Origin of the sequence: Halomonas sp. 3H, assembly GCF_024206005.1 — a bacterium.
Classification (GTDB): Bacteria; Pseudomonadota; Gammaproteobacteria; order Pseudomonadales; family Halomonadaceae; genus Halomonas; species Halomonas campaniensis.
In genome coordinates this window covers 2,076,414-2,100,533 of the sequence record NZ_CP100360.1, presented here as the reverse complement: position 1 = coordinate 2,100,533, position 24,120 = coordinate 2,076,414, and the positions used below count along the sequence as shown (strand labels likewise).

Sequence of the window (24,120 nt, the reverse complement as noted above, 5' to 3'; positions counted from 1 at the left end):
CCGGCCGACGGTCGGGCGTAGCCGGGTCGCGGCCGCCTGACCTGACACGACGAGAGGAGGGCGCACATGCCGCTGATCATGGGGATGAGTATCCTGCTGGCCTGCCAGTTCCTGGGTGAGCTGCTGGCGCGTGGCCTGACCCTGCCGATTCCCGGCCCGGTGATCGGCATGGTGATCCTGCTGGTGGGGCTGATGATCCGCGGCAAGGTGCCCGACAGCCTGCGGCTGACCGGCGAGGGCCTGCTGCGCTACCTGACCCTGCTGTTCGTGCCGGCGGGGGTGGGGCTGATGGCCCACTTCCGGCTGATCGGCATGGACGTCTGGGCGATCCTGGTGACCCTGGTGGTCTCCACGGCGCTGACCCTGGTGGCGACGGTCTGGGTGCTGGACCGCCTGAACCGGCGACGGGGGAGGGGGCGGGCATGAATGTCGCCGACCTCGACCAGCTCTGGGTCTACCTCTCCGGCAACCCGCTGCTCTCGCTGCTGGCGACGCTGGTGGTCTTCGCGCTGGCCGTGTGGATCAACCGGGCGCTGGGCGGCACCGCGCTGCTGCACCCGGTGACCCTCTCCATCGCCATGCTGATCGGCCTGCTGCTGCTGGTGGACATGGAGTACGCCACCTACTTCGAGGGAGCGCAGTTCATCCATTTCATGCTGGGTCCGGCCACCGTGGCGCTGGCGATTCCCCTCTATGACCACCGCGAACGGGTGCGCCGCCTGCTGGGCCCGCTGCTCATCGCCTGCCTGGTGGGTATCGTCACCGCGGTGGTGACCACCCTGGGCGTGGCCCTGGCGATGGGCGCCCAGCCGGCCACCCTTCTGTCGCTCGCGCCGCGTTCGGTGACCTCGCCCATCGCCATGGGGATCGCCGAGCAGATCGGCGGCATTCCTTCCCTGGCGGCGGGGCTGGTACTGCTGACCGGCTCCATCGGCTGTGCCCTGGCTCCCTGGGTCTTTCGCCTGCTGCGGGTCAGCGACCCCGCCGTGCAGGGCTTCGCCCTGGGGCTGTCGGCCCATGGCTTCGGCACGGCCCAGGCGTTCGCCCGCATCGGGGCGGTGGCCGGGGCCTTCTCGGGCCTCGCCATGGGCCTGACCGGCCTGCTTACCGCCTTCCTGCTGCCGCTGCTGACGCGCCTGTTCGGGTTGAGCTGAGCCGCAACGGCAGGCGCCCCCGTGAAGGGGGCGCCCGGTAGTGCTTCACGTCAGTGCCTGGATCGTCGTCAGATCTCTTCCCAGATCCGCTTGCGGAAGTCGTGGGTGAGCTGGCTGGCATGTTCCATGCGCTTCATCTGGGCGTCGCTGACCTCCTTGACCAGCTTCTGGTAGCACTCCTGCAGCTCCTCCGGGCTGGTGGGACCCTCGCCGTCGAAGCACTTCGACAGGCGCTCCCCGCTCTCGGCGATCGCCTTGAGGAACTGCGCCTCGAACTGCATGGCCTCGGCCATGCTCTCCATCCACGCCAGCTGCATGCGGGCCATGGGGTTGCCGCCCTTCATCCACTGCTGCTGCCACCACTCCAGCATCGGATTGGCGCTGGCCATGTCCATCCCGAACGGTTTCTTCGTCATGATCGGCTCCTTCGCTGCCCCGAGAGGGGTGAGGCGAGTTGCAGGAAATCGCTGTAAACCGTCTAGAGTATAGGAGAGCCATGGGCCGCTGCCCCCCTCTATTCGTGCCAGGGTTGATGGGGGTCAAGCCACAGGCGACGACTCGACCGCAGCAGGAGAGAACCGGATGTGGAGCGTGGTGAAGTCCGTACTGGCCGCCTTCTTCGGGGTGCAGAGGGAGGAGCGGCGTCGCGAGGATTTCGAGAAGGGACGCCCCGGGGCCTTCATCCTGGTGGGGATTGTGATGGCGATGCTGCTGGTGGGGGTGGTGGCGCTGGTGGCCATCCAGGCCGCCCGTTGAAACCCGCGTTGGCAGCGGAGCGCGGTGTGGCAGGGTGTCGCAGCCAGTGCCTTCTATACTCCATGTCAGACGTGGCTAATATTGCGTTAATCGCACAGCGCAAGACACCTCGCCGGTGATGATGGCAGCAGTCTTCCCCTGGCCCTCACCGGGTGGCGCGATACGACAACAACAAGTGAAGAGGAGGCGCCGATGCGCACGTTGCTCGTGTGGATGGCGGGTAGCCTGGGGCTCGCCCTGGGGGTTCCCCTGGCCATGGCCAATGGCTGGAACATGCCGGTGGGGGTCACCGACGTCAGTCGCGAGATCCACTCCCTGCACATGACCATCTTCTGGATCTGCGTGATCATCGGCGTGGTGGTCTTCGGGGTGATGTTCTACTCCCTGTTCCGCTTCCGCCGTTCCAAGGGCGCCAAGTCCGCCCACTTCCACGAGAACACCACCGTCGAGGTGATCTGGACCGCGGTGCCGCTGCTGATCCTGGTCGGCATGGCGGTGCCCGCCACCGCCACCCTCAAGAAGATGTACGACGCCTCGGATGCCGAGCTGGACGTCATGATCATCGGCCAGCAGTGGCGCTGGCGCTACGAGTACCTCGGTGAGGATGTCGCCTTCACCTCCAACCTGGGCACGCCGCGCGACCAGATCCGCGGGGCGGAGGCTCGTGGCGAGCACTATCTGCTGGAGGTCGATGAGCCGCTGGTACTCCCGATCAACCGCAAGGTGCGTTTCCTGATGACCTCCGACGATGTCATCCACTCCTGGTGGGTGCCGGATCTGGCCGTCAAGCAGGACACCATTCCCGGCTTCGTCAACGAGAACTGGGTGCGCATCAACGAGCCCGGGATCTATCGCGGCCAGTGCGCCGAGCTGTGCGGCATGGACCACGGCTTCATGCCCATCGTGGTGGAGGCCATGGAAGAGGATGACTTCGACGCCTGGCTCGCCGAGCGCAAGGAGGCCGCCGAGCAGGAGGCCATGGGGGTCGACCGCGAGTGGGAGCTGGCCGAGCTGATGGAGCGCGGCGAGGGGGTCTACGGCAGCATCTGCGCCTCCTGCCACCAGGCCGAGGGCCAGGGCAGTCCGCCGGCCTTCCCGGCCCTGGCCGGCAATCAGCAGCTGATCGACGATCTGGAGTGGCATCTCGACACCGTGATCAACGGGGTGTCGGGAACGGCGATGCCGGCCTTCCGCAGCACCCTGAACCCGGTCGAGATCGCCGCCGTGGTGACCTGGACCCGCAATGCCTGGGGCAACGATACCGGAGAGGCGGTCCAACCCGCGGATGTCGCCGAGCGGCTGGCGCAGTAGCGCCGCCGCCGGCTTCGACACCCCTACGACCCTTTCTCCAAGAACAACGACAGATCAGGGAGATTCACGATGGCGCCCAAGCTGCCTCCGCATCACCCCGTCGAGCAGAGCACCGCGTCCGCTGCCGGCGGTCAGGCATCGGCGCACCACGCGCCGCCCCGCGGCCTGCTGCGCTGGCTGCTCACCACCAACCACAAGGAGATCGGCAGCCTCTACCTGATCTTCTCGCTGATCATGTTCTTCATCGGCGGGATCTTCGCGCTGGTGGTACGCGCCGAGCTCTTCCAGCCGGGCCTGCAGCTGGTCAATCCCGAGTTCTTCAACCAGATGACCACCATGCACGGCCTGATCATGGTCTTCGCGGCGGTCATGCCGGCCTTCACTGGGCTGGCCAACTGGATGATCCCGCTGCAGATCGGCGCGCCGGACATGGCCCTGCCGCGGCTCAACAACTTCAGCTTCTGGCTGCTGCCGGTGGCCTTCCTGCTGCTGCTCTCGACCCTGCTGATGCCGGGCGGCGGCCCCAACTTCGGCTGGACCTTCTACGCGCCGCTCTCTACCACCTATGCGCCGCCGTCCACCACCTTCTTCATCCTGTCTCTGCATATCGCCGGCATCAGCTCGATCCTCGGTGCCATCAACATCGTCGCCACCATCCTCAACATGCGGGCGCCCGGGATGCGGATGATGGACATGCCGCTGTTCGTCTGGACCTGGCTGATCACTGCCTTCCTGCTGATCGCGGTGATGCCCGTGCTGGCCGGGGTGATCACCATGATGCTGATGGACATCAACTTCGGCACCAGCTTCTTCAATGCCGCCGGCGGCGGCGACCCGGTGCTCTTCCAGCACCTGTTCTGGTTCTTCGGGCACCCCGAGGTCTACATCATGATCCTGCCGGCGTTCGGTATCGTCTCGGCGATCATCCCGACCTTCGCCCGCAAGCGGCTGTTCGGCTACGCCTCCATGGTCTACGCCACGGCCTCCATTGCCATCCTCTCGTTCCTCGTCTGGGCGCACCATATGTTCGTGGTAGGGCTGCCGCTGGTGGCCGAGCTGTTCTTCATGTACACGACCATGCTGATCGCGGTGCCCACCGGGGTGAAGGTATTCAACTGGATCACCACCCTGTTTCGCGGCTCTATCACCTTCGAGCCGCCGATGCTCTTCGCCCTGGCCTTCGTGGTGCTGTTCACCATCGGCGGCTTCTCCGGCCTGATGCTGGCCATCGCCCCCGCCGACTTCCAGTACCACGACACCTACTTCGTGGTGGCGCACTTCCACTACGTGCTGGTGCCGGGGGCGGTCTTCGCGATCATGGCCGGCGTCTACTACTGGCTGCCCAAGTGGACCGGCCACTACCCCAACGTGAAGCTGGCCCAGTGGCACTTCTGGCTGTCGGTGATCGGGGTCAACCTGACCTTCTTCCCCATGCACTTCTCCGGGCTCGCCGGGATGCCGCGGCGCATCCCCGACTACGCCCTGCAGTTCGCCGACTTCAACCTGGTGTCGAGCCTGGGCGCCTTCATGTTCGGCGCCTCCCAGCTGGTGTTCGTGGCGGTGGTGATCCTCTGCGTGCGCGGCGGCGAGAAGGCGCCGGCCAAGGCCTGGGAGGGGGCCGAGGACCTCGAGTGGAGCGTGCCGAGCCCGGCCCCGCTGCACACCTTCGAGACGCCGCCGACCTTCCAGCGGCATGAGCACTGAGCATGGCCATTTTCTCTTCCCGCGATGACTCACAGCGCTATCCCGGCGTGCGGCGCACCGTGGTGAGGACGGTGGCCGCGCTGGTGGGGATGTTCGCCTTCGCCTTCGCGCTGGTGCCGCTCTATGACGTCTTCTGCGAGGTGACGGGCATCAACGGCAAGACCCGCGGCTCGGCCCAGGCGCTCATCCACGAGGAGGTCGACGAGTCGCGCATGGTGACCGTGCAGTTCATTACCCGCAGCGGTTCCGGCCTGCCCTGGAACCTCGACGTGGAGACCCGCCAGATCCGCGTGCACCCCGGGCAGAGCGCCGAGGTCAACTTCGCCTTCCACAACCGCAGCGACAGCGGCAGCTGGGGCAGGGCGGTGCCCAGTGTCTCGCCCTCGAGTGCCGCCCCGCACCTGCGCAAGATGACCTGCTTCTGCTTCGAGGAGCAGCACCTGACGGCCGGCGAGCGCCTGGAGCTGCCGCTGGTGTTCCAGGTCGCCCGGGACCTGCCGAGCGACGTCAATACCCTGACCCTGGTCTATACCCTGTATCCGGTCACCCGCGACAAGGCGCCGCTTCAGGCCCGGGCGACTGCCGGCAAAGGAGATGAGGCATGAGTGGTGGCAGCTATTACGTACCCGCGACCAGCAAGTGGCCGATCCTCGGCTCCCTCGCCCTCGGCGTGATGATGGTGGGCACCGGCCTGGTACTGGTGCATGGCCGCGGCAGCCTGGTGATGGCCATCGGGCTCGCCGCGGTGCTCACGGTCATGGCGCTGTGGTTCCGCGACGTGGTGAAGGAGTCGCGGGCCGGCCTCTACGATGCCCAGATGGACCGCTCCTTCCGCCAGGGGATGGGCTGGTTCATCTTCTCTGAGGTGATGTTCTTCGCGGCCTTCTTCGGGGCGCTCTTCTACGTGCGCACCTTCGCGCTGCCCTGGCTGGACGGCGAGGGGGCCAAGGGGGTGGCGGCGTTGCTGTGGCCCGACTTCACCGCCAGCTGGCCGCTGATGAACCCGCCCGGCGAGGGGGTCGAGGGGCCGCGCGAGGTGCTCAGCCCCTGGCACCTGCCGCTGGTCAACACCCTGATCCTGGTGGCCTCGAGCATCACCCTCACCGTGGCCCACGAGGGGCTCAAGGAGGGGCATCGCGAGACCACCCGCAACTGGCTGTTCGGCACGCTGCTGCTCGGCGTCACCTTCATCGTCATCCAGGGCGTGGAGTACTACGAGGCCTACACCCACTACGGCATCACCCTTCAGGCGGGGATCTACGGGGCGACCTTCTTCCTGCTGACCGGCTTCCACGGCCTGCACGTGATCATCGGCGCCACCATCCTGGCGGTGATGTTCGCTCGCATCCAGCGCGGCCACTTCTCGGGCGATGACCACTTCGGCTTCGAGGCGGCCTGCTGGTACTGGCACTTCGTGGATGTGGTGTGGATCGGGCTGTTCATCTTCGTCTATGTGTTCTGAACCGGCGAGGGGCGCCGGTCGCACCGGCTCAGCCGCCGAGGCTGCCGAGGTGGAAGCCGTAGAAGAGCAGGGCGAGCAGGGTGGCCGCGAGGGCGACCCTGACCTTGAGCGAGATGAGCAGCCGACGGGAGGCGCTGCCGTCGCGCAGCAGGAAGCCTGCACCGGCGGCCAGGCTGGCCACCATGCCCAGGAAGACCAGGGCGATCAGGACCTTCAGCAACATGGGAAACTCCTTGAAGCAAGATGATGTCCAGCATGCCCGCCCCGGGCGGTGGCGGCAACGCCTCTGGTGGGGGCTCTGGTTGCCCCTCGTGGCGCTGGGGCTGTTCCTGGGGGGCTGGCAGTGGGAGCGCGCCGATGAGAAGCGCGACTACCTCGCGGCGCTCGAGGCGGCCCCGCACCTGGAGGCCCCCCGCCAGACGCCCCCCGACGGCAGCCGCCTGACCCTGTCCGGCGAGTACCTCGCCGATGAGACCCTGTTCCTCGACAACCGCACCCTCGAAGGGCGCCATGGCGTCGCCCCGCTGACCCCGCTGCGCGGCGATGACGGGCGGCTCTGGCTGGTTCAGCGTGGCTTCCTGGCCAGCGGCGCCGGACGCGAGACCCCGACGGTGGAGACCCCATCCGGGCGCGTCACTCTCGAGGGGCGCTGGCAGGTGGCCGGCGAGGGGGCGCCGCTGTTCGGCCCCAACCGCGAGGGGCAGCGCCTTCAGCGCATCGAGCTGGCGGCCTGGTCGCTGCCCTTCGCCCACGCGGGCTGGCTGCACCTGGAACGCGGCCCCGGTCGCCTTGAGCCCTGGTGGACCCCCAGCGTGATGCCGCCGAGCCGCCACCTGGGCTATGCCGTGCAGTGGTGGGGCCTGGCCCTGGCGGCCTTTCTGGTGATGCTGATCGGCGGCCGGCGCCTGGGGCGCGACCGTTCATCCTCTTCCCTTTCCCTGTCTGCCCCTGCCGAGGAGACGCGCCCATGAGCCGCCCCCATTCCATCCGCCATCCGCGCCTCAAGCTGCTGGCGCTGATGGCCCTGTTCGCCCTGCCGCTGCTGGTGGCCTGGATCATGGTGTCGTGGCGCATCGGTATTCCCGACGAGCGCACCGCCCATGGCGACCTGGTGCCCGATATCCCGACCCTGGCCGAGTGGCCGCTGACCGAGACCGTCCCCGACCACGTTCACGGCGACTGGGTGCTGGCCTTCGACTGCGCCGAGCGCTGCGAGGCCCTGGCCGACCAGTGGTGGCGCCTGCACCGGGCCCTGGGCCGCGAGGCGCCGCGGGTCAGCCGTCTGCGCATCGGCGGTGACACCGCGGCACTGCCCGGCGAAGCCGTGGCTCACTGGGCGGTGGCGCCCGGCTGGCGGGAGGCCGACCGACTCTGGGTGCTCGACCCCCAGGGACTGCCGGTGCTGGGCTATGGCGCCGATGCCGACGCCCGCGACGTGTTGGATGATATCAATCGCCTGCTGCGCATGAATCCCGAGGTGACGAGACGGGATGAGCGCGAGCTGGCGCGGCGTTGACCTGCAGGGAGAGAGCGAGGTGACGATGAACGATTCGCGGCGCCGGGTGCGCCAGCTGTTGACCCTGAGCCTGATCGGGGTGCTGTTCACCATCGGGGTGATCCTGGTGGGCGTCTGGACTCGCCTGGTCGACGCGGGCCTGGGCTGTCCCGACTGGCCGGGCTGCTACGGGCGGCTGGTGGTGCCCGACGAGACCCGCGCCCTGGCGCATACCCCGGATGCGCCGCTGGAGAGCTTCAAGGCCTGGGTCGAGATGGTCCACCGCTATGTGGCCTCGACCCTGGGGCTGCTGGTGATCGCCCTGGTCGTGCTGGGGGCGCCGCTGCGGCGGCGTGCCGACTATCCCTGGGGGGTCAGCCTGGCGCTGCTCGGGGTGATCCTGCTGCAGGGCGCCTTCGGGGCCTTCACCGTGACCCTCAAGCTGTGGCCCCAGGTGGTTACCCTGCACCTGCTGGGCGGACTCTCGGTGATGCTGCTGTTCCTCTGGCTGCACCTGCGGCTGCGGCGCTTCGCCGCCGGCAGGCTGACCCTGGGTGGGGTGGCGGCGCCGTGCCGTCCGCTGACCCCGCTGTGGGCCCTGGCCATGCTGCTGCTGGTGGGGCAGCTGGCGCTGGGCGGCTGGGTCTCCAGCAACTATGCGGGGATCGCCTGCCAGGGGTTTCCCACCTGCAACGGCCAGTGGTGGCCCGCCATGGACTGGAGCGAGGGGTTCCACCTGACCCAGAGCGTGGGGCCCAACTACCTGCACGGCCAGCTGCATGCCGATGCCCGCGCGGCCATCCAGTTCGCCCATCGGCTGGGGGCCCTGGCCCTGGGCCTGGCCCTGCTGGTGCTGGCCCTTCGCCACTGGCACGAGGCCCGGCTGCGGCCCTGGCTGGGGGGCCTGGTTGGCGTGTTCGCCCTGCAGCTGGGGCTCGGCATCGCCAACGTGCTGCTGTGGCTGCCGCTCTGGCTGGCCCTGTTGCACACCGCCGGCGCGGTGGCCCTGGTGGTGATGATGGCACTGGCCGTCTGGGGCTGGCGCGAGTCGGCCCCGCAGGCCACCAAACAACAATCGGTAGAGAAGGAGTGGGCCCATGTCTGAGGCTGTGACATCTCGAGCGGAACTGGAGCGGGCCGACCTGCTGGTATCGGCGGATTGGGGGTGGCGTGACCTGATGACGCTGTGCAAGCCGCGGGTGGTGGTGGTCATGCTGGTCTGTGCCTTGGTGGGCATGGCGCTGGCGCGGCCGGTGCTGCCCTCGATGGCGGTGGTGTTCTTCGGACTGGCCGGCATCGGCCTGGCCGCGGGTGGGGCGGCGGCCTTCAACCACGTGGTGGATCGTCGCCTGGATGCCATGATGCTCAGGACCTCGCGACGGCCGCTGGCGGCCCGGCGGATGCCGAGCTCGGTGGCGCTGGCCTGGGCCACGCTGCTCTCGGTGGCGGGCATCGGGCTGCTGGTCTGGCAGGTCAATGCGCTGACCGCCTGGCTGACCCTGGGCTCGCTGATCGGCTATGCGCTGGTCTACACCGCCTTCCTCAAGCATGCCACGCCGCAGAACATCGTGATCGGCGGGGTGGCGGGCGCGGCGCCACCGCTGCTGGGCTGGACGGCGGTGACCGGGCAGCTCGGCCCGGAGCCGCTGTTGCTGATGCTGATCGTGTTCGCCTGGACGCCACCGCACTTCTGGGCCCTGGCGCTGCACAAGCGTGACGAGTACGCGCGGGCCGGCGTGCCCATGCTGCCGGTGACCCACGGCGAGGCCTTCACCCGGCTGCAGGTGTGGCTCTACGGCTGGCTCACCGTGGCGGTGACCCTGATGCCCTTCGTCATCGGCATGAGCGGCGCCGTCTACCTGGTGGGGGTCGCGGTGCTCAATGCCCGCTTCATGTTCTGGAACTGGAAGGTCTGGCGCGGCCAGGATCCCCGCGCGCCGCTGGCCGCCTTCTGGTTCTCGATCCGCTACATCCTCGGCGTCTTCGGGGTGCTGCTGCTCGACCACTACGCGGTGGCCTGGACGCTGTGACGCGCGACGTGCCCCATGACGCAGGAAGCCCGGCACTGCCGGGCTTCCTGCTTCCGGGTGGGGTGGCGCCGGTCACCAGAGGGTGATGATCAGGAAGTAGGCCATCAGGGTCACCAGCACGGTGCTGATCAGGTTGAGGGCGAAGCCGGCACGGATCATCGACTGGATCTTCATGTGACCGGTGCCGAACACGATGGCATTGGGCGGTGTGGCGACGGGCATCATGAAGGCGCAGCTGGCGGCGATGGCGGCCGGCACGGTGATCAGCAGCGGCGAGATGTCCAGCGACAGGGCCAGGGCACCCAGCAGCGGCAGGAAGGCGGCCGCGGTGGCGGTGTTGGAGGTCACCTCGGTGAGGAAGATGATCACCAGCACCACGATGCCGATCATCACCAGCAGCGGGAAGGTCCCGAACACCCCCAGCTGGGCGGCAATCCATTCGGCGAGGCCGGTGCGGGTGATGGTGCCGGCCAGGGCCAGGCCGCCGCCGAACAGCAGCAGGATGCCCCAGGGCAGCTTCTGTGCCTCCTCCCAGACCATCAGGCGTTCGCCGTCCCCTCGCCCGCTGGGCACCAGGAACAGCGCGATGCCGGCGGCGATGGCGATGCCGGTATCGGAGAGCCAGCCAAGCCCGAGGTCGTTGAGCAGCGGGCGTACCACCCAGGCCAGGGCGGCGAGCGAGAAGATCGCGCCGACCCGCGTCTCGGCAGCGCTCATGGGGCCGATCCGCTCGAGCTCGTCGTGGACCATGCCGGCGCTGCTGCCCCCGCTTTCCAGCTGGAAGCCACGGCGGGTCAGCCACCACCAGGCGGCGGCCATCATGGCGACGCTGATCGGCAGGCCGATGACCATCCACTGGGCGAAGCCGATGTCGATGCCGCGGTCCTCGGCCAGGTAGCCGGCCAGCAGGGCGTTGGGCGGCGTGCCGATCAGGGTGGCGACGCCACCGATGCTGGCCGAGTAGGCGATGGCTAGCAGCAGGGCGGTCGCGTAGCGCTTCAGCTCGACGGGGTCTGTGTCGCCCAGCAGGGCGATCACCGACATGCCGATGGGCAGCATCATGATCGCCGTGGCGGTGTTGGAGACCCACATGCTGAGAAAGCCGGTGGCGATCATGAAGCCGCCGATCTGGCGCCGCGGCTGGTGACCGACCAGCTTCAGCACGTGCAGAGCGAGGCGGCGGTGCAGGTTCCAGCGCTGCATGGCGATCCCCAGCAGGAAGCCGCCCAGGAACAGGTAGATGATCGGGTTGGCGTAGCTGCCCGCCGCCTCGCCCATGCTGCCGAGGCCCAGCGCCGGCACCAGCACCAGCGGGAGCAGCGAGGTGACCGGGATCGGGATGGCCTCGGTGGACCACCAGCTGGCCATCAGCAGCGCCATGCCCACGCAGGCCCAGGCGGTGTCGCTCATCCCCTCGGGGGCGGGCAGCAGCAGGGTGGCCAGCAGCAGCAGGGGCCCCAGCCAGAGGCCGATGCGTCCGGCGGTGGAGGGGCCCGGTACCTTGTCGGGAGCGTCGTCGCGGGTCTGCATGGTGACTCCTTCAGCAGGTTGGCGTCGCAGGCGACGCGGGGAAGCGGCGCATTCTACTTAAGTTGTAGCCGGTGGAAAGCGTCGTCGAGTTAGCCTTTCGTCTAATGCTTGCGCCCGGTTCGTGACGCCGAGGCCCCCGCTCGTGGGCGGGCTGGCGGTCGGCCCGATCTTTTGTCAGAGTCGTCCAATGTCCTCCTGTCGCCATGGAAGCCGCGCCCATGACCCCGTCCGTTCCCAGCCTCGACAGCCTGGTGGCCCTCTGCGTGGAGGCCGGTCGCGCGATCCTGGCCGTCCGCGAGCGTACCTTTCGGGTCGAACTCAAGGCCGACCAGAGCCCGGTCACGGCGGCGGACCTGGCCGCCCATCGCTGCCTGGTCGAGGGGCTGCGGACGCTCTCCGAGCTGCCGCTGCTCTCCGAGGAGGGGGAGGCGACTCCCTGGCAGGAGCGCCGCCGATGGACGCGTTTCTGGCTGATCGACCCGCTGGACGGCACACGCGAGTTCGTCGACGGTTTCGATGACTTCACGGTCAACGTGGCGCTCATCGAATCGGGTCGGCCCGTGCTGGGGGTGGTGCATGCCCCGGCCGTCGGGATCAGCTGGGCGGGCGGTGCCGGGCGAGGGGCCTGGCGCTGGTCGGGGGGGCGCTGCGAGCCCATCCGGGTGGCGGCCCGCTGGCCGCCCCGCGTGCTGGCCAGCCGAGCCCACCTCGACCCCCGGACCCGCCAGTGGGTGGCGGCGATCCCCGGGGCGCAGGTGGTGCGCTGCGGCAGCTCGGTCAAGTTCTGCCGCATCGCCGAGGGGGCGGCCGACCTCTACCCGCGCTTCGCGCCGACCTGCCAGTGGGACACCGCTGCCGGGCAGGCGGTGCTGGAGGGCGCCGGCGGGGTGGTGCTGGCGGTCGAGGGGCTCGCCCCGCTGCGCTGTGACCAGGGCGCCAGCCTGGTCAATGGCCACTTCATTGCCTGCGCGGACGGTCGGTGGGTCTCGCGGCTGCCGCCCGCGTGAGGGACGCGGTTTGGGTGCAGCGCGCCGCGAGGGTAGAATGGTTCTCAGTTGATATCCACTTCCCTTCCCGCGGACACTCCGATGACGACGACCACTGTACTGATCCTGTCCGGCGTGGCCCTGGCGATCATCGCCGGCCTTGCCGCCTATGCCTTCACCCTGTGGCGGGAGGTGCGCCGCCGCCGCGCCTTCCGTGCCGAGGAGGAGCAGCGGGCCCACGAGAACTGTCTCGAGAATCTGGAGCTGGTGGCCTCGGCCCTGCTGCAGGAGCAGGTCGACGTGACGGAGGGTTCCTGGCGCTGCAAGGTGCTGCTGGAGATTCTCGATCCGCGCCTGCTCGAGCGCGACGCCTTCCGCCCCTTCGGCGAGGTGCATGCCCGGACCCGCCACCTGCATACCCATGACGCACGCATGGCGCTCTCGCCAAAGGAGCGCTTCAAGGAGGACCGTGAGCGTCTGGTCGTCGAGGATGAACTGCGTGGCGCGGTACTCGAGGCGGCCAGGGCCGCGCTGGAGTTTCGCCGCGGCTGGCCGGGCAGCCTGCACTAGTATCGCGATGGGCTGTGGCGCCGCGGCCCCTTTCTGCTAACTTCAACAGATGACGATTGAAAGATATGGCGTGGTGCTGCAAGCTTGGCAGCGTGCCATGTGTGGCGGGCACTCGGACGCCTTTGTCGTGTCGCCACCGCACGTCGTCGTGGGCCATGGATTGCCGACCCGCGCCGGCCGATCGTTCGGGATCACCAGGGCGGTGGGAAAGATGCCGCCCTCGGGAACAGTGTCAAACAAGGAGTTTGAAAAAATGAAAAAATCTACGACTGGCCTGCTGCTCGGTTCTGCCCTCGTGGTCGGCCTCGCCGGCTGTGCCACCCCCAATACCGATCCCTCCTCGGACCGTCCCTGGTACCAGCAGCCCGTGGTGTGCGGCATCGCTGGCGGCCTGATCGGCGGCAGCATCGGCTACGCCACCAGCGGCAGCTCCGATGAAGAGGAAGGTGCCGCCACCGGTACTGTCGCCGGTGCCGCCCTGGGTGCGATGCTGTGTGCCGACCGCTCTCCGGAGCCGGTGGCCGAGCCCGAGCCGATGCCGGAGCCCGAGCCCGAGCCGGTGCCGGAGTTCGAGCCGGTGACCCTGCAGAGCGACGTCACCTTCGCCTTCGACTCCGCGGAGCTGCGCCCCGGTGCCGCCTCCGAGCTGAACCAGGTGGCCAACACCCTCAACAACAATCCCGAGGTTCGCGTGACCATCGCTGGTCACACCGACTCCGTTGGCTCCAACGAGTACAACCTGGGGCTGTCCGAGCGTCGTGCAGAGTCCGTGCGTGACTACCTGGTCTCCCAGGGCGTCGCCAACGGTCGCATGCGTACCGTGGGCTACGGCGAGGAGCGTCCGGTCGCCACCAACGACACCGACGAAGGCCGTGCCATGAACCGTCGGGTGGAGATCAGCAGCCAGTAAGCCGGCCGCTGAGATGTCCGATCGAGCCTGACGGCTCGCGCACAGGGGCGCCTTCGGGCGCCCCTGCTGCGTGCTGGCAGGATGGCACCAGGGCGCGCGCTTCTGGTAAGGTACCGCCTCGCCGTGCCAGGCCGGCGCCGTCTCACCCCCGCCGCCACGATGCGCCGGGCCGTGAAGGCCGGCAGCGGGCGGCGCTTCACCCTTCATTCTCGTTCAACGCGACATGTGGTCTTTCGTATGGGCCACCACTGCGCACAAGGACTCCTTCATGCCCATCGTGACCCTGCCCGACGGCAGCCAGAGACCCTTCGACGAACCGATCACCGTGATGCAGCTCGCCGAGAGCATCGGCCCCGGCCTCGCCAAGGCCTGCGTGGCCGGCAAGATCGATGGCGTGCCGGTGGATGCCGCCGATGTCATCGACCGTGACGCCGAGGTGGCGATCCTCACGGCCCGTGACCCCGAGGGCCTGGAAGTCATTCGCCACTCCTGCGCCCACCTCATCGGCCATGCGGTCAAGCAGCTCTACCCCGAGGCCAAGATGGCCATCGGCCCGGTCATCGACGACGGCTTCTACTACGACATCGATTTCGGCCGCTCCGTCACCCCGGAGGACCTCGAGGCCATCGAGAAGCGCATGAAGCAGCTGATCGACCAGGACTACGATGTGGTCCGCGAATATGTCGATCGCGACAAGGCGATGCTCACCTTCCTGCATCGCGACGAGCCCTACAAGCAGGAGATCGTCCGCGAGATCCCGGAAGGCGAGACCATCCGCCTCTATCATCACGAAGAGTACACCGACATGTGCCGGGGGCCCCATGTGCCCAACACCCGGCACCTGAAGGCCTTCAAGCTCACCAAGCTGGCCGGCGCCTACTGGCGCGGCGACGCCACCAAGCCGATGCTGACCCGCATCTACGGCACCGCCTGGCCGGACAAGAAGCAGCTCAAGGCCTACCTCAAGCGCCTCGAGGAGGCGGAGAAGCGCGACCACCGCAAGCTGGCCAGGAAGATGGACCTCTTCCACCTCCAGGAGGAGGCGCCGGGCATGGTGTTCTGGCATCCCAACGGCTGGACCATGTACCAGGCCCTGGAGCAGTACATGCGCCGGGTGCAGGTCGAGAACGGCTACCAGGAGATCCGGACGCCCCAGGTGGTGGACCTCTCGCTGTGGAAGAAGTCCGGCCACTGGGGCCACTACAGCGACCTGATGTTCACCACCGAGTCCGAGAAGCGCGAGTACGCCGTCAAGCCCATGAACTGCCCCTGCCACGTGCAGGTGTTCAACCAGGGGCTTAAGAGCTACCGGGACCTGCCGCTGCGCCTGGCCGAGTTCGGCAGCTGCCACCGCAACGAGCCGTCCGGCTCGCTGCACGGCCTGATGCGGGTGCGCGCCTTCACCCAGGACGACGCCCATATCTTCTGCACCGAGAAGCAGATCCAGGCCGAGGCCGAGGCCTTCATCGCCCTGACCCTCAAGGTCTACAAGGAACTCGGCTTCGACGACGTGGAGCTCAAGCTCTCCACCCGTCCCGATGACTTCCTCGGCGAGCCCGAGATGTGGGATCGGGCCGAGGCGGGCCTCGAGGCGGCGCTGAACGCCACCGGGCTCGAATGGGAGCTGCAGCCGGGCGAGGGCGCCTTCTACGGGCCCAAGATCGAGTTCTCCCTGCGCGACTGTCTCAATCGGGTCTGGCAGTGTGGTACCCTGCAGCTCGACTTCAACCTGCCGGGTCGCCTCGGCGCCCAGTTCGTCGACGAGGATGGGGCCCGCAAGACCCCGGTCATGCTGCACCGGGCGATCCTGGGCTCCTTCGAGCGCTTCCTCGGCATTCTGATCGAGCACTACGCCGGGGCCATGCCGCTGTGGCTGGCGCCCCAGCAGGCGGTGATCCTCAACATCACCGATGCGCAGCGCGACTATGTCCTCGATCTCGAGCAGCGGCTGCAGAAAATCGGCCTTCGCGTCAAGGCGGACTTGAGGAACGAGAAGATCGGCTTTAAAATCCGCGAGCATACGTTGCAGAAAGTTCCCTATCTCCTCGTGGTAGGGGATAAGGAAGTCGAGGCCGACTCGGTGGCCGTGCGGACACGCAGCGGCGAGGATCTTGGCACCATGCGGGTCGATGACCTCATCGAGCGTCTGAACGCCGAACTCGGCTGACGACATCGTCAATCGTCTTAAGGAGACTGAGCGATCAAGCGAAGCAACCCAAGAGGGCGCGTCCAGGATAAGCGCCCCCCGATGAACGAGCGCATTACCGAGGATCAGGTTCGCCTGATCGACAGCGACGGCGAACAGCTGGGCGTCGTGCCCACCAGTGATGCACTGGAGCGTGCCGAAGCCGCGGGAATGGACCTCGTGCAGATTTCCAACGCCGATCCGATCGTCTGCAAGATCATGGATTACGGCAAGTTCGTCTTCGAGCAGAAGAAGCAGAAGTCTGCGCAGAAGAAGAAGACGAAGCAGATTCAGGTCAAGGAAGTCAAGTTCCGGCCTGGCACCGACGAGGGCGACTATCAGGTCAAGCTGAAAAACCTGATCCGCTTCCTCGAAGGTGGCGACAAGGGCAAGGTCACGCTGCGCTTCCGCGGTCGTGAGATGGCGCACCAGGATCTCGGCCGCAAGCTGATGGAGCGGATCGCCGCCGATCTCGAGGAGATCGGGACCGTGGAGTCCTTCCCGAAGATGGAAGGGCGCCAGATGATCATGATCATTGCCCCCAAGAAGAAGTGATCCGACGGCCAGTCCAACGGGCGGAAGGCGTCCTCGCCTTCCGTCGGCCCCGGGTTTTCTCAAGAAACCTCGAGCGGAGTTAAACTCATGCCGAAAATCAAGAGCAACAGCGGCGCTGCCAAGCGCTTCAAGAAGACGGCCAACGGCTTCAAGCACAAGCAGTCGTTCCGTAGCCACATCCTGACCAAGAAGTCCACCAAGCGGAAGCGTCATCTGCGCGGCATGAAGCAGATCCACGACGCCGACAAGGCGCTCATCCAGCGGATGCTGCCCAACCTGTAACCCTTGGTAGACCCATTCATCGTCAGGAGTAAGCTATGACTCGTGTCAAGCGTGGCGTCGTTGCACGTCGCCGTCACAAGAAGATTCTCAAGCAGGCCAAGGGCTACTACGGTGCCCGCAGCCGCGTGTTCCGCGTCGCCAAGCAGGCCGTCATCAAGGCCGGCCAGTATGCGTACCGCGACCGCCGCCAGCGCAAGCGTCAGTTCCGCGCCCTGTGGATCCAGCGCATCAACGCCGGTGCCCGTCTGCACGGTCTCTCCTACAGCCGCTTCGTCGGCGGCCTCAAGAAGGCCGGTATCGAGATCGACCGCAAGGTCCTGGCGGACCTGGCCGTGAACGAGAAGGCGGCCTTCGCTGCCATCGTCGAGAAGGCCAAGGCTGCCCAGTAAGTGACATCGTCAGGCAGTACCGTCCGGCCGCGGCCGGACGGTGGTTGACGTCGCAGGGGAAGAGCAGCCGCTCTTCCCCTGTTTTTTTATGCTCAAGACCATCGAATTCGGAGCGCAACGGATGGACCATCTTCCCACTCTGGTCACCGAGGCCCGCCGGGCCATCCAGGCCGCCGACACCATCCCGGCCCTGGACGAGCTGCGCGTGCGCTACCTCGGCAAGAAGGGCGAGATCACCGCACTGCTCAAGGGCCTCGGCAAGCTGCCGGCCGTCGAGCGCCCGGCGGCCGGCGAACGGATCAACGAGGCCAAGCAGGCGCTCTTCGAGGAGCTCGAGGCCCGTCGCCAGGGGCTGGAGAAGGCCGCGCTGGAGTCACGACTCGCCGCCGAACGCCTCGATGTGACCCTGCCGGGCCGCGGCCAGCCGAGTGGTGGCCTGCACCCGGTGACCCGTACCCTCGAGCGCATCGAGGGGCTCTTCACCCGTATCGGCTACGACGTGGCGGTGGGCCCGGAGATCGAGGACGACTACCACAACTTCGAGGCGCTCAATATCCCCGCCCACCATCCGGCGCGGGGCATGGCGGACACCTTCTACTTCGATGCCACCCGACTGCTGCGCACCCACACCTCGCCGGTGCAGGTGCGGACCATGAAGGAGGGCAAGCTGCCGATCCGCGTGGTCTGCCCGGGGCGGGTCTATCGCAGCGACTCCGACCTGACCCACACCCCCATGTTCCACCAGGTGGAGGGGCTGCTGGTCGACGAGGACGTCAGCTTCGCCGACCTCAAGGGCACCATCGAGGATTTCCTGCACGCCTTCTTCGAGCGCGACGACCTCTCGGTCCGCTTTCGCCCGTCCTATTTCCCCTTCACCGAGCCCTCCGCCGAGGTCGATATCCAGTGCGTGATGTGCTCGGGCGAAGGCTGCCGGGTCTGCTCCCACAGCGGCTGGCTGGAGGTGATGGGCTGCGGCATGGTGCACCCGGAGGTGTTCCGCCACTCCGGCATCGATGCCGAGCGCTACAAGGGGTTCGCCTTCGGCATGGGCGCCGAGCGCCTGGCGATGCTGCGCTACGGGGTCAACGACCTGCGGCTGTTCTTCGAGAACGACCTGCGCTTCCTCAGGCAGTTCGCCTGATCGTCCATCGCACCCGCACAACACAGGATTTGTCATGAAATTTTCCGAACAGTGGCTGCGCGAATGGGTCTCGCCGCAGCTCGCGACCCAGGCGCTGGCCGACCAGATCACCATGGCCGGCCTCGAGGTGGACGCGGTGGAGCCCGTGGCAGCGGCCTTCGAGGGCGTGGTGGTGGCCGAGGTCGTGGAGAAGGTCCCCCATCCCGACGCCGACAAGCTGAACGTCTGCCGGGTCGACGATGGCTCGGGCGAGCCGGTTCAGGTGGTCTGCGGCGCGCCGAACGTCGCGGTGGGGCAGAAGGTGCCCTTCGCGCGGGTCGGCGCCGTGCTGCCCGGCGACTTCAAGATCAGGAAGGCCAAGCTGCGCGGCCAGGAGTCCCGCGGGATGATCTGCTCCGCCTCCGAGCTGGGCCTGGAGGAGGAGACCTCGCCGGGGATCCTCGAGCTGCCGGCCGCCGCGCCGGTGGGCGAGGGGTTCCGTGACTGGCTGGGGCTGGACGACCACACCATCGAGGTGGACCTGACGCCCAACCGCGGTGACTGCCTGAGCCTCAAGGGCATGGCCCGCGAGGTCGGGGTGCTCAACCGGCTGCCGGTACAGGGTCCGGCCATCGCCCCGGTGGCGGCCAGCCACGACGAGACCCTCCCGGTGCGCGTCGAGGACGCCGAGCGCTGTCCGCGCTATCTGGGCCGGCTGATCAAGGGCGTCGACGTCGGCGCCGAGACCCCGCTGTGGATGGTGGAGCGGCTGCGTCGCAGCGGCATTCGCGCCATCGACTCGGTCGTTGATGTCACCAACTATGTGATGCTCGAGCTCGGCCAGCCCCTGCACGCCTTCGATCGCGCCAACCTGCACGGGGCCGTGGTGGTTCGCCTGGCCCGCGAGGGCGAGCGGCTGGTGCTGCTCGACGGCAAGGAGATCACCCTGGACGACGCGACCCTGGTGATCGCCGACGAGCGCGGCCCGCTGGCCATCGCCGGCGTGATGGGTGGCGAGCACTCCGGGGTGAACAGTGAGACCCGCGACATCTTCCTGGAGTCGGCCTACTTCTCGCCGCTGGCGGTGGCCGGCCAGGCGCGCTCCTACGGCCTGCACACCGACGCCTCCCACCGCTTCGAGCGCGGGGTGGACCCGCGGCTGGCCCGCGAGGCGGCCGAGCGCGCCACGGCGCTGCTGCTCGAGATCACCGGCGGCGAGCCGGGGCCGCTGGTCGAGGTGGCCAGTGCCGAGCACCTGCCGGGGGAGCGCGAGGTGCGCCTGCGGGCCGCCCGCCTCGAGCAGGCGCTGGGCAAGTCGTTGCCCGTCGACGAGGTGGCCGAGATCCTCGAGCGGCTGGGCATGGCCGTCGAGACCACCGACCAGGGGTGGCAGGCCCAGGCGCCGAGCTGGCGCTTCGACATCGCCATCGAGGAAGACCTGATCGAGGAAGTGGCGCGTATCCACGGCTACAACCGGCTTCCGGTGCGTCGCCCGGCGGCCCGCCTGGCGCTGCGCCCCGATCAGGAGGCACGCACGCCCCTGGCGCTGCTGCGTCGCCAGATGGTCGCCCGGGGCTACCAGGAGGCGGTGACCTACAGCTTCGTGGCCCCGGAGATGCAGCGGGCCCTGCTGCCCGAGGCCGTCTCGCCGGTGCTGGCCAACCCGATCTCCAGCGACCTGTCGGTGATGCGGGCCAGCCTCTTCCCGGGGCTGGTGCGTGCCCTGCAGCACAACCTCAACCGCCAGCAGACCCGGGTAAGGCTGTTTGAGACCGGCCTGACCTTCCGCGGCGATCTCGATGCCCTGCACCAGACGCCCATGCTCGGGGCCCTGGTATGCGGCTCGCGGGAGCCCGAGGGCTGGGCCGGCGCGAAGTCGCCGGTCGACTTCTTCGACCTCAAGGGCGACCTGGAGAGCCTGCTGGCCATGGGCGGCGAGCCCGAGGCGTGGCGCTTCGAGCCGGCCGAACACTCGGCGCTGCACCCCGGCCAGTGCGCCAGGGTGCTGCATCGCGGCGAGGAAGCCGGCTGGATCGGCACCCTGCACCCGGCCGTGCGCGCCGAGCTGGGGCTGAAGGTGGATGCCGTGCTGTTCGAGGTGCGTCTCGATGCCCTGACCCATGGCCGCGTGCCGGCCTTCACGCCGCTTTCCCGCTACCCCGAGGTGCGTCGCGACCTGGCGTTCCTGGTGGACGAGGAGCTGCCGGTTCAGGCGCTGCTGGATACGCTGCGCGGGCAGGCCGGTGAATGGCTGACCGAGTGTCGCCTGTTCGACGTCTACCAGGGCAAGGGCGTGCCGGAGGGGCGCAAGAGCGTGGCGCTGGGCTTGACCTGGCAGCATCCTTCGCGCACGCTGAATGACGAGGAAATCAATCAGTTGGTCGATGCCATCGTCGCCGAGTCCCGTCAGCATCTGGGGGCGGAACTGCGCGGATGATCGCCGGACGCCCAGGCTCTCCGCTGGGTGGAGGTCGGTCGGCATGGCGGACCCCACCACGAGGGAGTGAACATGGGTGCACTGACCAAGGCGGAGCTGGCCGAACACCTGCATGCCGAACTTGGCCTCTCCAAGCGCGAGGCCAAGTCCATGGTGGAGGCCTTCTTCGAGGAGATCCGCGCCTGCCTGCGCGAGAACGAGCAGGTCAAGCTGTCGGGCTTCGGCAACTTCGACCTGCGCGACAAGCGCGAGCGGCCTGGTCGTAACCCCAAGACCGGCGAGGAGATCCCGATCTCGGCGCGGCGGGTGGTCACCTTTCGTCCCGGCCAGAAGCTCAAGAGCCAGGTCGAGGGCTACCGCGGGGAGGCGCCCTGACGGGAACCGTGACCCTGTGCCGGCATGAGCCCGTCAACGCGAAACGCCACCCCTCGGGGTGGCGTTTCGCGTGATCAGGGGGCCAGGTCAGACGCCGCCGCCGTTCTCCAGTAGCCAGGTGATCACCACCTTGAAGACGTAGCCCAGCATCCCGGCCCCCAGCACCACGAAGAGCATGATGGTGCCGAACCGACCGGCGTTGGACTTCTTCGCCAGGTCCCAGATGATGAAGGCCATGAACAGGATCAGGCCGCCGATCATGATCGGGGTGATCCAGGCCTCGAAGGTCTGCTGCATGCCGCCTCCGTGCAGGGGAAGGAAATGACCGACCATTATACTGGGTCTTTGCCGCGACCAGCAGGGCAACGGGTGCGACGAAATGCCCCGCCTCGCTCCTGGCAAGGATGCGGTCCGGCAATGCGTCGTGTTAGTATCCGAGTATTATTCTCAGGTAAATCCAAGACATGCCCATGCTGAAGATCTTCGTTGGAACCATGTATGGCGGCGCCCTCGACGTTGCCGAGCAGGTCAAGCCGCTGTTCGAGGAGGCCGGCTACGAGGTCGCCATCTTCGAGAACCCTGCCCTCGAGGACCTCACCGGGTCGCGCACCGACCTGGCGCTGTTCTGCGTCTCCACCACCGGCAGCGGCGACATCCCCGGCAACCTGCTGCCCTTCGCCCGCGCCCTGGACGAGCAGAGCCCCGGCCTGCCCTCGCTGCGCTACGGGCTGATCGCCCTGGGCGACAGCTCCTACGGCGAGACCTTCTGCGGCGCCGGCCGCCAGCTCGACGCGCTGCTCGAGGGGCAGGGCGCCCAGCGCCTCGGCGAACGGCTGGAGATCGACGCCATGGAGACCTTCATGGCCGATGATGCCGCGCTGCCCTGGGTCGAGGAGTGGATCGAGACCCAGCAGCTGAAGGTGGCCTGAGGTGGGGGCGCAGCCGACCCCCGAGCGCGTCAGCCTGATGCTGGGGCTGGTGCTGCTGATGCTGGCCACGGTGCCGCGTTACCTGGCGGGGGGCCACGAGACCCGGCTCTCGCTGATCCTGATGGCCCTGGCCGTGGTGGCGGCTGTCGCGCTGGTCCACTGGCGGATGCTGGATGGCGAGGCCCGGCGACGCCTGCCCTCGCTGCTGGGCCGCCTGGGCGTGAGCCTGGTGGCCGGCCTGGCGGGCATGGGTCTCTACCACGCGTTGTTCACCGACTTCATCGGCTGGGAGCTGCTGCTCGCCCACGGCGCCACCCTGGGGCTGCTGCTCCACGCGCTGTGGCTGTGGGTCAGGGTGCCTGGCTGAGCCAGCCACAAGCCGCAAGGAGCAAGCTTCAAGGCCTCCCTTGGCTTGCTCCTTGCGTTGGTAAACCCTGATTTCTTGCAGCTTGCAGCTTGCAGCTTGCAGCTTGCAGCTTGCAGCTTGGCGCTTTACCCCAGCGTATAGCAGGGCACGTAGTCGCCCGAGAGCTTCATGCGACCCTGGGCCACGAAGGAGTCCAGCAGCGCATCAAGGCGGCGCATCAGCTCCGGTTCGGCGCTGAGCCGGAAGGGGCCGTGGGCCTTGATGGCGCGGATGCCCTGCTCCTTGACGTTGCCGGCCACGATGCCCGAGAAGGCGCGGCGCAGGTTGGCAGCCAGCTCGTGGACCGGCTGCTGGCGATGCAGGGCCAGGCCGGCCATGGCCTCGTGGGTGGCCTCGAAGGGCTCCTGGAAGTGGCGGTCGATGGTCAGTCGCCAGTTGTAGTAGAAGGCGTCCTGGCGGGCGCGGCGGTAGTCGCCGACCTGGTCGATGCCCTTGCGCATGGTGCGCGCCACCTCGGTGGGGTCGTCGATGATGATGCGGTAGAGGTGGCGGACCTCCTCGCCCAGGGTGTAGGCCAGGAACTCGTCGATGCGCTGGAAGTAGTCGGCGCTGTCGGCAGGCCCGCTGAAGATCACCGGCAGCGCCATGTCGGCATTGTCGGGATGCAGCAGGATGCCGAGCAGGTAGAGGATCTCCTCGGCGGTGCCTACGCCGCCGGGGAAGACGATGATGCCGTGGCCCAGGCGCACGAAGGCCTCCAGGCGCTTCTCGATGTCCGGCATCACCACCAGCTCGTTGACGATGGGGTTGGGGGCCTCGGCGGCGATGATGCCGGGCTCCGAGACTCCCAGGTAGCGGCCCTCGCGCCGGCGCTGCTTGGCATGAGCCACATTGGCGCCCTTCATCGGGCCCTTCATGGCCCCGGGGCCACAGCCGGTGCAGATGTCCATCTCGCGCAGGCCGAGGTGGTAGCCCACGTCCTTGCTGTACTCGTACTCCTCCCGCGAGATCGAGTGGCCCCCCCAGCAGACCACCAGGCTAGGATCCCGCCCCGGCTTCAGGGTGCCGGCCTTGCGCAGGATGTGGAACACCGCGTTGGTGGTCCCCTCGGCGGTGGAGAGGTCGAAGCGCTGGTGTCCCTGGATCTCGTTGTAGACGTAGACGATGTCGCGCAGCACGGCCGAGAGGTGCTCGCGGATGCCGCGGATCATCTTGCCGTCGACGAAGGCCTCGGCCGGGGCATTGGTGAGCTTGAGGCGCACGCCGCGATCCTGGGGGACCACCTCGATGTCGAAGTCCGCGTAGGTCTCCATCAGCGCCACGCTGTCATCGGTGGGCGAGCCGCAGTTGAGCACGGCCAGGGCACAGCGGCGCAGCAGGTCGTGCAGGCCGCGCTTCGAGGTGTCGTGCAGGCGCGCCACCTCATGCTGGGAGAGGATCTCCAGGCTGCCTTCCGGCGAAATGATGCTGGAAATGGTGTCGGGCATTCAGGCGTCCTTGTCGTTCGGGGATAGCTACGGGGATGCTATCACGCCCGGGGCGGGGGGAGTGCTAGAATGGGGCACCGCCAGCG

28 protein-coding genes are annotated in these 24,120 nt (G+C 68.0%); 23 read left to right on the top strand and 5 right to left on the bottom strand.

The genetic code is table 11. The annotated features are described in order from the left end of the window. Positions 1-66 precede the first annotated feature (66 nt). Positions 67-426 (top strand): CidA/LrgA family protein, encoded by a 360-nt coding sequence (locus tag NFC98_RS09830; protein ID WP_254274817.1) that lies wholly within the window; start codon positions 67-69, stop codon positions 424-426. After that, the gene (locus tag NFC98_RS09825) at positions 423-1,154 is read left to right on the top strand and encodes an LrgB family protein (protein ID WP_254274816.1); all 732 of its coding nucleotides are present in this window, start codon (positions 423-425) and stop codon (positions 1,152-1,154) included. The genes NFC98_RS09830 and NFC98_RS09825 overlap by 4 nt, the downstream gene beginning before the upstream one ends. Positions 1,155-1,222: 68 nt before the next feature. On the opposite strand, the gene NFC98_RS09820 is transcribed toward NFC98_RS09825, so the two are convergent. After that, entirely contained in the window at positions 1,223-1,570 is a 348-nt protein-coding gene (locus tag NFC98_RS09820; RefSeq protein WP_254274815.1) for a hypothetical protein, read from the bottom strand. Between the two features lie 166 nt (positions 1,571-1,736). On the opposite strand from NFC98_RS09820, the gene NFC98_RS09815 reads away from it, so the two are divergent. The 5 genes from NFC98_RS09815 (at position 1,737) to NFC98_RS09795 (ending at position 6,387) form a co-directional block, all read left to right on the top strand. After that, a complete protein-coding gene (locus NFC98_RS09815) occupies positions 1,737-1,910 on the top strand; it encodes a DUF2970 domain-containing protein (RefSeq protein WP_254274814.1) in 174 nt (57 codons plus the stop codon). A gap of 192 nt (positions 1,911-2,102) precedes the next feature. Then, on the top strand, positions 2,103-3,221 hold the full coding sequence (coxB, locus tag NFC98_RS09810) for a cytochrome c oxidase subunit II (RefSeq protein ID WP_254274813.1): 1,119 nt from the start codon (positions 2,103-2,105) through the stop codon (positions 3,219-3,221). A gap of 69 nt (positions 3,222-3,290) precedes the next feature. After that, a complete protein-coding gene (gene ctaD / locus NFC98_RS09805) occupies positions 3,291-4,925 on the top strand; it encodes a cytochrome c oxidase subunit I (RefSeq protein WP_183330680.1) in 1,635 nt (544 codons plus the stop codon). Between the two features lie 2 nt (positions 4,926-4,927). Further along, a complete protein-coding gene (locus NFC98_RS09800; protein WP_254274812.1) occupies positions 4,928-5,530 on the top strand; it encodes a cytochrome c oxidase assembly protein in 603 nt (200 codons plus the stop codon). After that, positions 5,527-6,387: a cytochrome c oxidase subunit 3 gene (locus NFC98_RS09795; protein ID WP_254274811.1), complete on the top strand. Its 861-nt coding sequence runs from the start codon at positions 5,527-5,529 to the stop codon at positions 6,385-6,387. The genes NFC98_RS09800 and NFC98_RS09795 overlap by 4 nt, the downstream gene beginning before the upstream one ends. A gap of 28 nt (positions 6,388-6,415) precedes the next feature. Here the strand turns inward: NFC98_RS09795 and NFC98_RS09790 are convergent, their stop codons facing one another. Next, positions 6,416-6,610, bottom strand: coding sequence for a DUF2909 family protein (locus tag NFC98_RS09790; RefSeq protein WP_254274810.1), 195 nt, complete (start codon positions 6,608-6,610; stop codon positions 6,416-6,418). 10 nt (positions 6,611-6,620) lie between these two features. On the opposite strand from NFC98_RS09790, the gene NFC98_RS09785 reads away from it, so the two are divergent. From NFC98_RS09785 to cyoE, 4 genes are read left to right on the top strand one after another with little or no spacing between them, the layout of a single operon-like run. After that, positions 6,621-7,358, top strand: a complete 738-nt coding sequence (locus NFC98_RS09785; RefSeq protein ID WP_254274809.1) for an SURF1 family protein — start codon at positions 6,621-6,623, stop codon at positions 7,356-7,358. Then, positions 7,355-7,903, top strand: a complete 549-nt coding sequence (locus NFC98_RS09780) for a hypothetical protein (protein WP_254274808.1) — start codon at positions 7,355-7,357, stop codon at positions 7,901-7,903. Before NFC98_RS09785 ends, NFC98_RS09780 begins: the two co-directional genes overlap by 4 nt. A gap of 25 nt (positions 7,904-7,928) precedes the next feature. Next, positions 7,929-8,987 (top strand): heme A synthase, encoded by a 1,059-nt coding sequence (locus NFC98_RS09775; RefSeq protein ID WP_254277823.1) that lies wholly within the window; start codon positions 7,929-7,931, stop codon positions 8,985-8,987. After that, on the top strand, positions 8,980-9,912 hold the full coding sequence (cyoE, locus tag NFC98_RS09770; RefSeq protein ID WP_254274807.1) for a heme o synthase: 933 nt from the start codon (positions 8,980-8,982) through the stop codon (positions 9,910-9,912). Before NFC98_RS09775 ends, cyoE begins: the two co-directional genes overlap by 8 nt. 72 nt (positions 9,913-9,984) lie before the next feature. Here cyoE and NFC98_RS09765 read toward each other — a convergent pair whose 3' ends face one another. Further along, positions 9,985-11,442, bottom strand: coding sequence for a DASS family sodium-coupled anion symporter (locus NFC98_RS09765; RefSeq protein ID WP_254274806.1), 1,458 nt, complete (start codon positions 11,440-11,442; stop codon positions 9,985-9,987). Between the two features lie 218 nt (positions 11,443-11,660). Between NFC98_RS09765 and cysQ the strand changes: the two genes are divergently transcribed. The 10 genes from cysQ to ihfA all read left to right on the top strand — a co-directional run bounded on the left by cysQ (position 11,661) and on the right by ihfA (position 21,251). After that, positions 11,661-12,449, top strand: a complete 789-nt coding sequence (gene cysQ, locus NFC98_RS09760; RefSeq protein WP_254274805.1) for a 3'(2'),5'-bisphosphate nucleotidase CysQ — start codon at positions 11,661-11,663, stop codon at positions 12,447-12,449. A gap of 81 nt (positions 12,450-12,530) precedes the next feature. Beyond that, complete coding sequence (locus tag NFC98_RS09755) at positions 12,531-12,998, top strand: DUF2489 domain-containing protein (RefSeq protein ID WP_254274804.1); 468 nt, start codon at positions 12,531-12,533, stop codon at positions 12,996-12,998. Positions 12,999-13,251: 253 nt separating this feature from the next. After that, positions 13,252-13,908, top strand: coding sequence for an OmpA family protein (locus NFC98_RS09750; protein ID WP_254274803.1), 657 nt, complete (start codon positions 13,252-13,254; stop codon positions 13,906-13,908). Positions 13,909-14,176: 268 nt separating this feature from the next. Then, positions 14,177-16,075: a threonine--tRNA ligase gene (gene thrS, locus NFC98_RS09745; protein ID WP_254274802.1), complete on the top strand. Its 1,899-nt coding sequence runs from the start codon at positions 14,177-14,179 to the stop codon at positions 16,073-16,075. A gap of 33 nt (positions 16,076-16,108) precedes the next feature. Then, positions 16,109-16,648 (top strand): translation initiation factor IF-3, encoded by a 540-nt coding sequence (gene infC, locus NFC98_RS09740; protein ID WP_302055108.1) that lies wholly within the window; start codon positions 16,109-16,111, stop codon positions 16,646-16,648. Between the two features lie 87 nt (positions 16,649-16,735). Next, positions 16,736-16,930 carry a 50S ribosomal protein L35 gene (gene rpmI, locus NFC98_RS09735; protein ID WP_023006837.1) on the top strand — a complete coding sequence of 65 codons (195 nt, stop codon included), beginning with the start codon at positions 16,736-16,738 and terminating at the stop codon, positions 16,928-16,930. A 35-nt stretch (positions 16,931-16,965) separates the two neighbouring features. Continuing rightward, positions 16,966-17,319: a 50S ribosomal protein L20 gene (gene rplT / locus NFC98_RS09730; RefSeq protein WP_183330667.1), complete on the top strand. Its 354-nt coding sequence runs from the start codon at positions 16,966-16,968 to the stop codon at positions 17,317-17,319. Positions 17,320-17,440: 121 nt separating this feature from the next. Beyond that, on the top strand, positions 17,441-18,460 hold the full coding sequence (gene pheS / locus NFC98_RS09725; protein WP_254274800.1) for a phenylalanine--tRNA ligase subunit alpha: 1,020 nt from the start codon (positions 17,441-17,443) through the stop codon (positions 18,458-18,460). A gap of 34 nt (positions 18,461-18,494) precedes the next feature. Next, on the top strand, positions 18,495-20,876 hold the full coding sequence (gene pheT / locus NFC98_RS09720; RefSeq protein WP_254274799.1) for a phenylalanine--tRNA ligase subunit beta: 2,382 nt from the start codon (positions 18,495-18,497) through the stop codon (positions 20,874-20,876). A gap of 72 nt (positions 20,877-20,948) precedes the next feature. After that, the gene (gene ihfA / locus NFC98_RS09715) at positions 20,949-21,251 is read left to right on the top strand and encodes an integration host factor subunit alpha (RefSeq protein WP_183330664.1); all 303 of its coding nucleotides are present in this window, start codon (positions 20,949-20,951) and stop codon (positions 21,249-21,251) included. A gap of 87 nt (positions 21,252-21,338) precedes the next feature. On the opposite strand, the gene NFC98_RS09710 is transcribed toward ihfA, so the two are convergent. Further along, a complete protein-coding gene (locus NFC98_RS09710; RefSeq protein WP_183330663.1) occupies positions 21,339-21,548 on the bottom strand; it encodes a DUF2788 domain-containing protein in 210 nt (69 codons plus the stop codon). Between the two features lie 167 nt (positions 21,549-21,715). On the opposite strand from NFC98_RS09710, the gene NFC98_RS09705 reads away from it, so the two are divergent. Beyond that, complete coding sequence (locus tag NFC98_RS09705; RefSeq protein ID WP_254274798.1) at positions 21,716-22,180, top strand: flavodoxin; 465 nt, start codon at positions 21,716-21,718, stop codon at positions 22,178-22,180. A 1-nt stretch (position 22,181) separates the two neighbouring features. Then, a complete protein-coding gene (locus tag NFC98_RS09700) occupies positions 22,182-22,547 on the top strand; it encodes a hypothetical protein (RefSeq protein ID WP_254274797.1) in 366 nt (121 codons plus the stop codon). A gap of 125 nt (positions 22,548-22,672) precedes the next feature. On the opposite strand, the gene ppnN is transcribed toward NFC98_RS09700, so the two are convergent. After that, positions 22,673-24,034 (bottom strand): nucleotide 5'-monophosphate nucleosidase PpnN, encoded by a 1,362-nt coding sequence (gene ppnN, locus NFC98_RS09695; RefSeq protein WP_302055051.1) that lies wholly within the window; start codon positions 24,032-24,034, stop codon positions 22,673-22,675. Positions 24,035-24,120: the final 86 nt, after the last annotated feature.

Bases quoted from the DNA above. Each gene is read 5' to 3' on its own strand.
- cysQ (WP_254274805.1), top strand. From the start codon at position 11,661: ATGACCCCGTCCGTTCCCAGCCTCGACAGCCTGGTGGCCCTCTGCGTG.
- NFC98_RS09825 (WP_254274816.1), top strand. From the start codon at position 423: ATGAATGTCGCCGACCTCGACCAGCTCTGGGTCTACCTCTCCGGCAAC.
- coxB (WP_254274813.1), top strand. From the start codon at position 2,103: ATGCGCACGTTGCTCGTGTGGATGGCGGGTAGCCTGGGGCTCGCCCTG.
- NFC98_RS09790 (WP_254274810.1), bottom strand. From the start codon at position 6,610: ATGTTGCTGAAGGTCCTGATCGCCCTGGTCTTCCTGGGCATGGTGGCC.
- pheT (WP_254274799.1), top strand. From the start codon at position 18,495: ATGAAATTTTCCGAACAGTGGCTGCGCGAATGGGTCTCGCCGCAGCTC.
- NFC98_RS09710 (WP_183330663.1), bottom strand. From the start codon at position 21,548: ATGCAGCAGACCTTCGAGGCCTGGATCACCCCGATCATGATCGGCGGC.
- NFC98_RS09795 (WP_254274811.1), top strand. From the start codon at position 5,527: ATGAGTGGTGGCAGCTATTACGTACCCGCGACCAGCAAGTGGCCGATC.
- pheS (WP_254274800.1), top strand. From the start codon at position 17,441: ATGGACCATCTTCCCACTCTGGTCACCGAGGCCCGCCGGGCCATCCAG.
- NFC98_RS09765 (WP_254274806.1), bottom strand. From the start codon at position 11,442: ATGCAGACCCGCGACGACGCTCCCGACAAGGTACCGGGCCCCTCCACC.
- NFC98_RS09750 (WP_254274803.1), top strand. From the start codon at position 13,252: ATGAAAAAATCTACGACTGGCCTGCTGCTCGGTTCTGCCCTCGTGGTC.
- ppnN (WP_302055051.1), bottom strand. From the start codon at position 24,034: ATGCCCGACACCATTTCCAGCATCATTTCGCCGGAAGGCAGCCTGGAG.
- NFC98_RS09800 (WP_254274812.1), top strand. From the start codon at position 4,928: ATGGCCATTTTCTCTTCCCGCGATGACTCACAGCGCTATCCCGGCGTG.
- ihfA (WP_183330664.1), top strand. From the start codon at position 20,949: ATGGGTGCACTGACCAAGGCGGAGCTGGCCGAACACCTGCATGCCGAA.
- NFC98_RS09820 (WP_254274815.1), bottom strand. From the start codon at position 1,570: ATGACGAAGAAACCGTTCGGGATGGACATGGCCAGCGCCAATCCGATG.
- ctaD (WP_183330680.1), top strand. From the start codon at position 3,291: ATGGCGCCCAAGCTGCCTCCGCATCACCCCGTCGAGCAGAGCACCGCG.
- rplT (WP_183330667.1), top strand. From the start codon at position 16,966: ATGACTCGTGTCAAGCGTGGCGTCGTTGCACGTCGCCGTCACAAGAAG.
- NFC98_RS09780 (WP_254274808.1), top strand. From the start codon at position 7,355: ATGAGCCGCCCCCATTCCATCCGCCATCCGCGCCTCAAGCTGCTGGCG.
- cyoE (WP_254274807.1), top strand. From the start codon at position 8,980: ATGTCTGAGGCTGTGACATCTCGAGCGGAACTGGAGCGGGCCGACCTG.
- NFC98_RS09755 (WP_254274804.1), top strand. From the start codon at position 12,531: ATGACGACGACCACTGTACTGATCCTGTCCGGCGTGGCCCTGGCGATC.
- thrS (WP_254274802.1), top strand. From the start codon at position 14,177: ATGCCCATCGTGACCCTGCCCGACGGCAGCCAGAGACCCTTCGACGAA.
- NFC98_RS09775 (WP_254277823.1), top strand. From the start codon at position 7,929: ATGAACGATTCGCGGCGCCGGGTGCGCCAGCTGTTGACCCTGAGCCTG.
- rpmI (WP_023006837.1), top strand. From the start codon at position 16,736: ATGCCGAAAATCAAGAGCAACAGCGGCGCTGCCAAGCGCTTCAAGAAG.
- NFC98_RS09815 (WP_254274814.1), top strand. From the start codon at position 1,737: ATGTGGAGCGTGGTGAAGTCCGTACTGGCCGCCTTCTTCGGGGTGCAG.
- NFC98_RS09830 (WP_254274817.1), top strand. From the start codon at position 67: ATGCCGCTGATCATGGGGATGAGTATCCTGCTGGCCTGCCAGTTCCTG.
- NFC98_RS09705 (WP_254274798.1), top strand. From the start codon at position 21,716: ATGCCCATGCTGAAGATCTTCGTTGGAACCATGTATGGCGGCGCCCTC.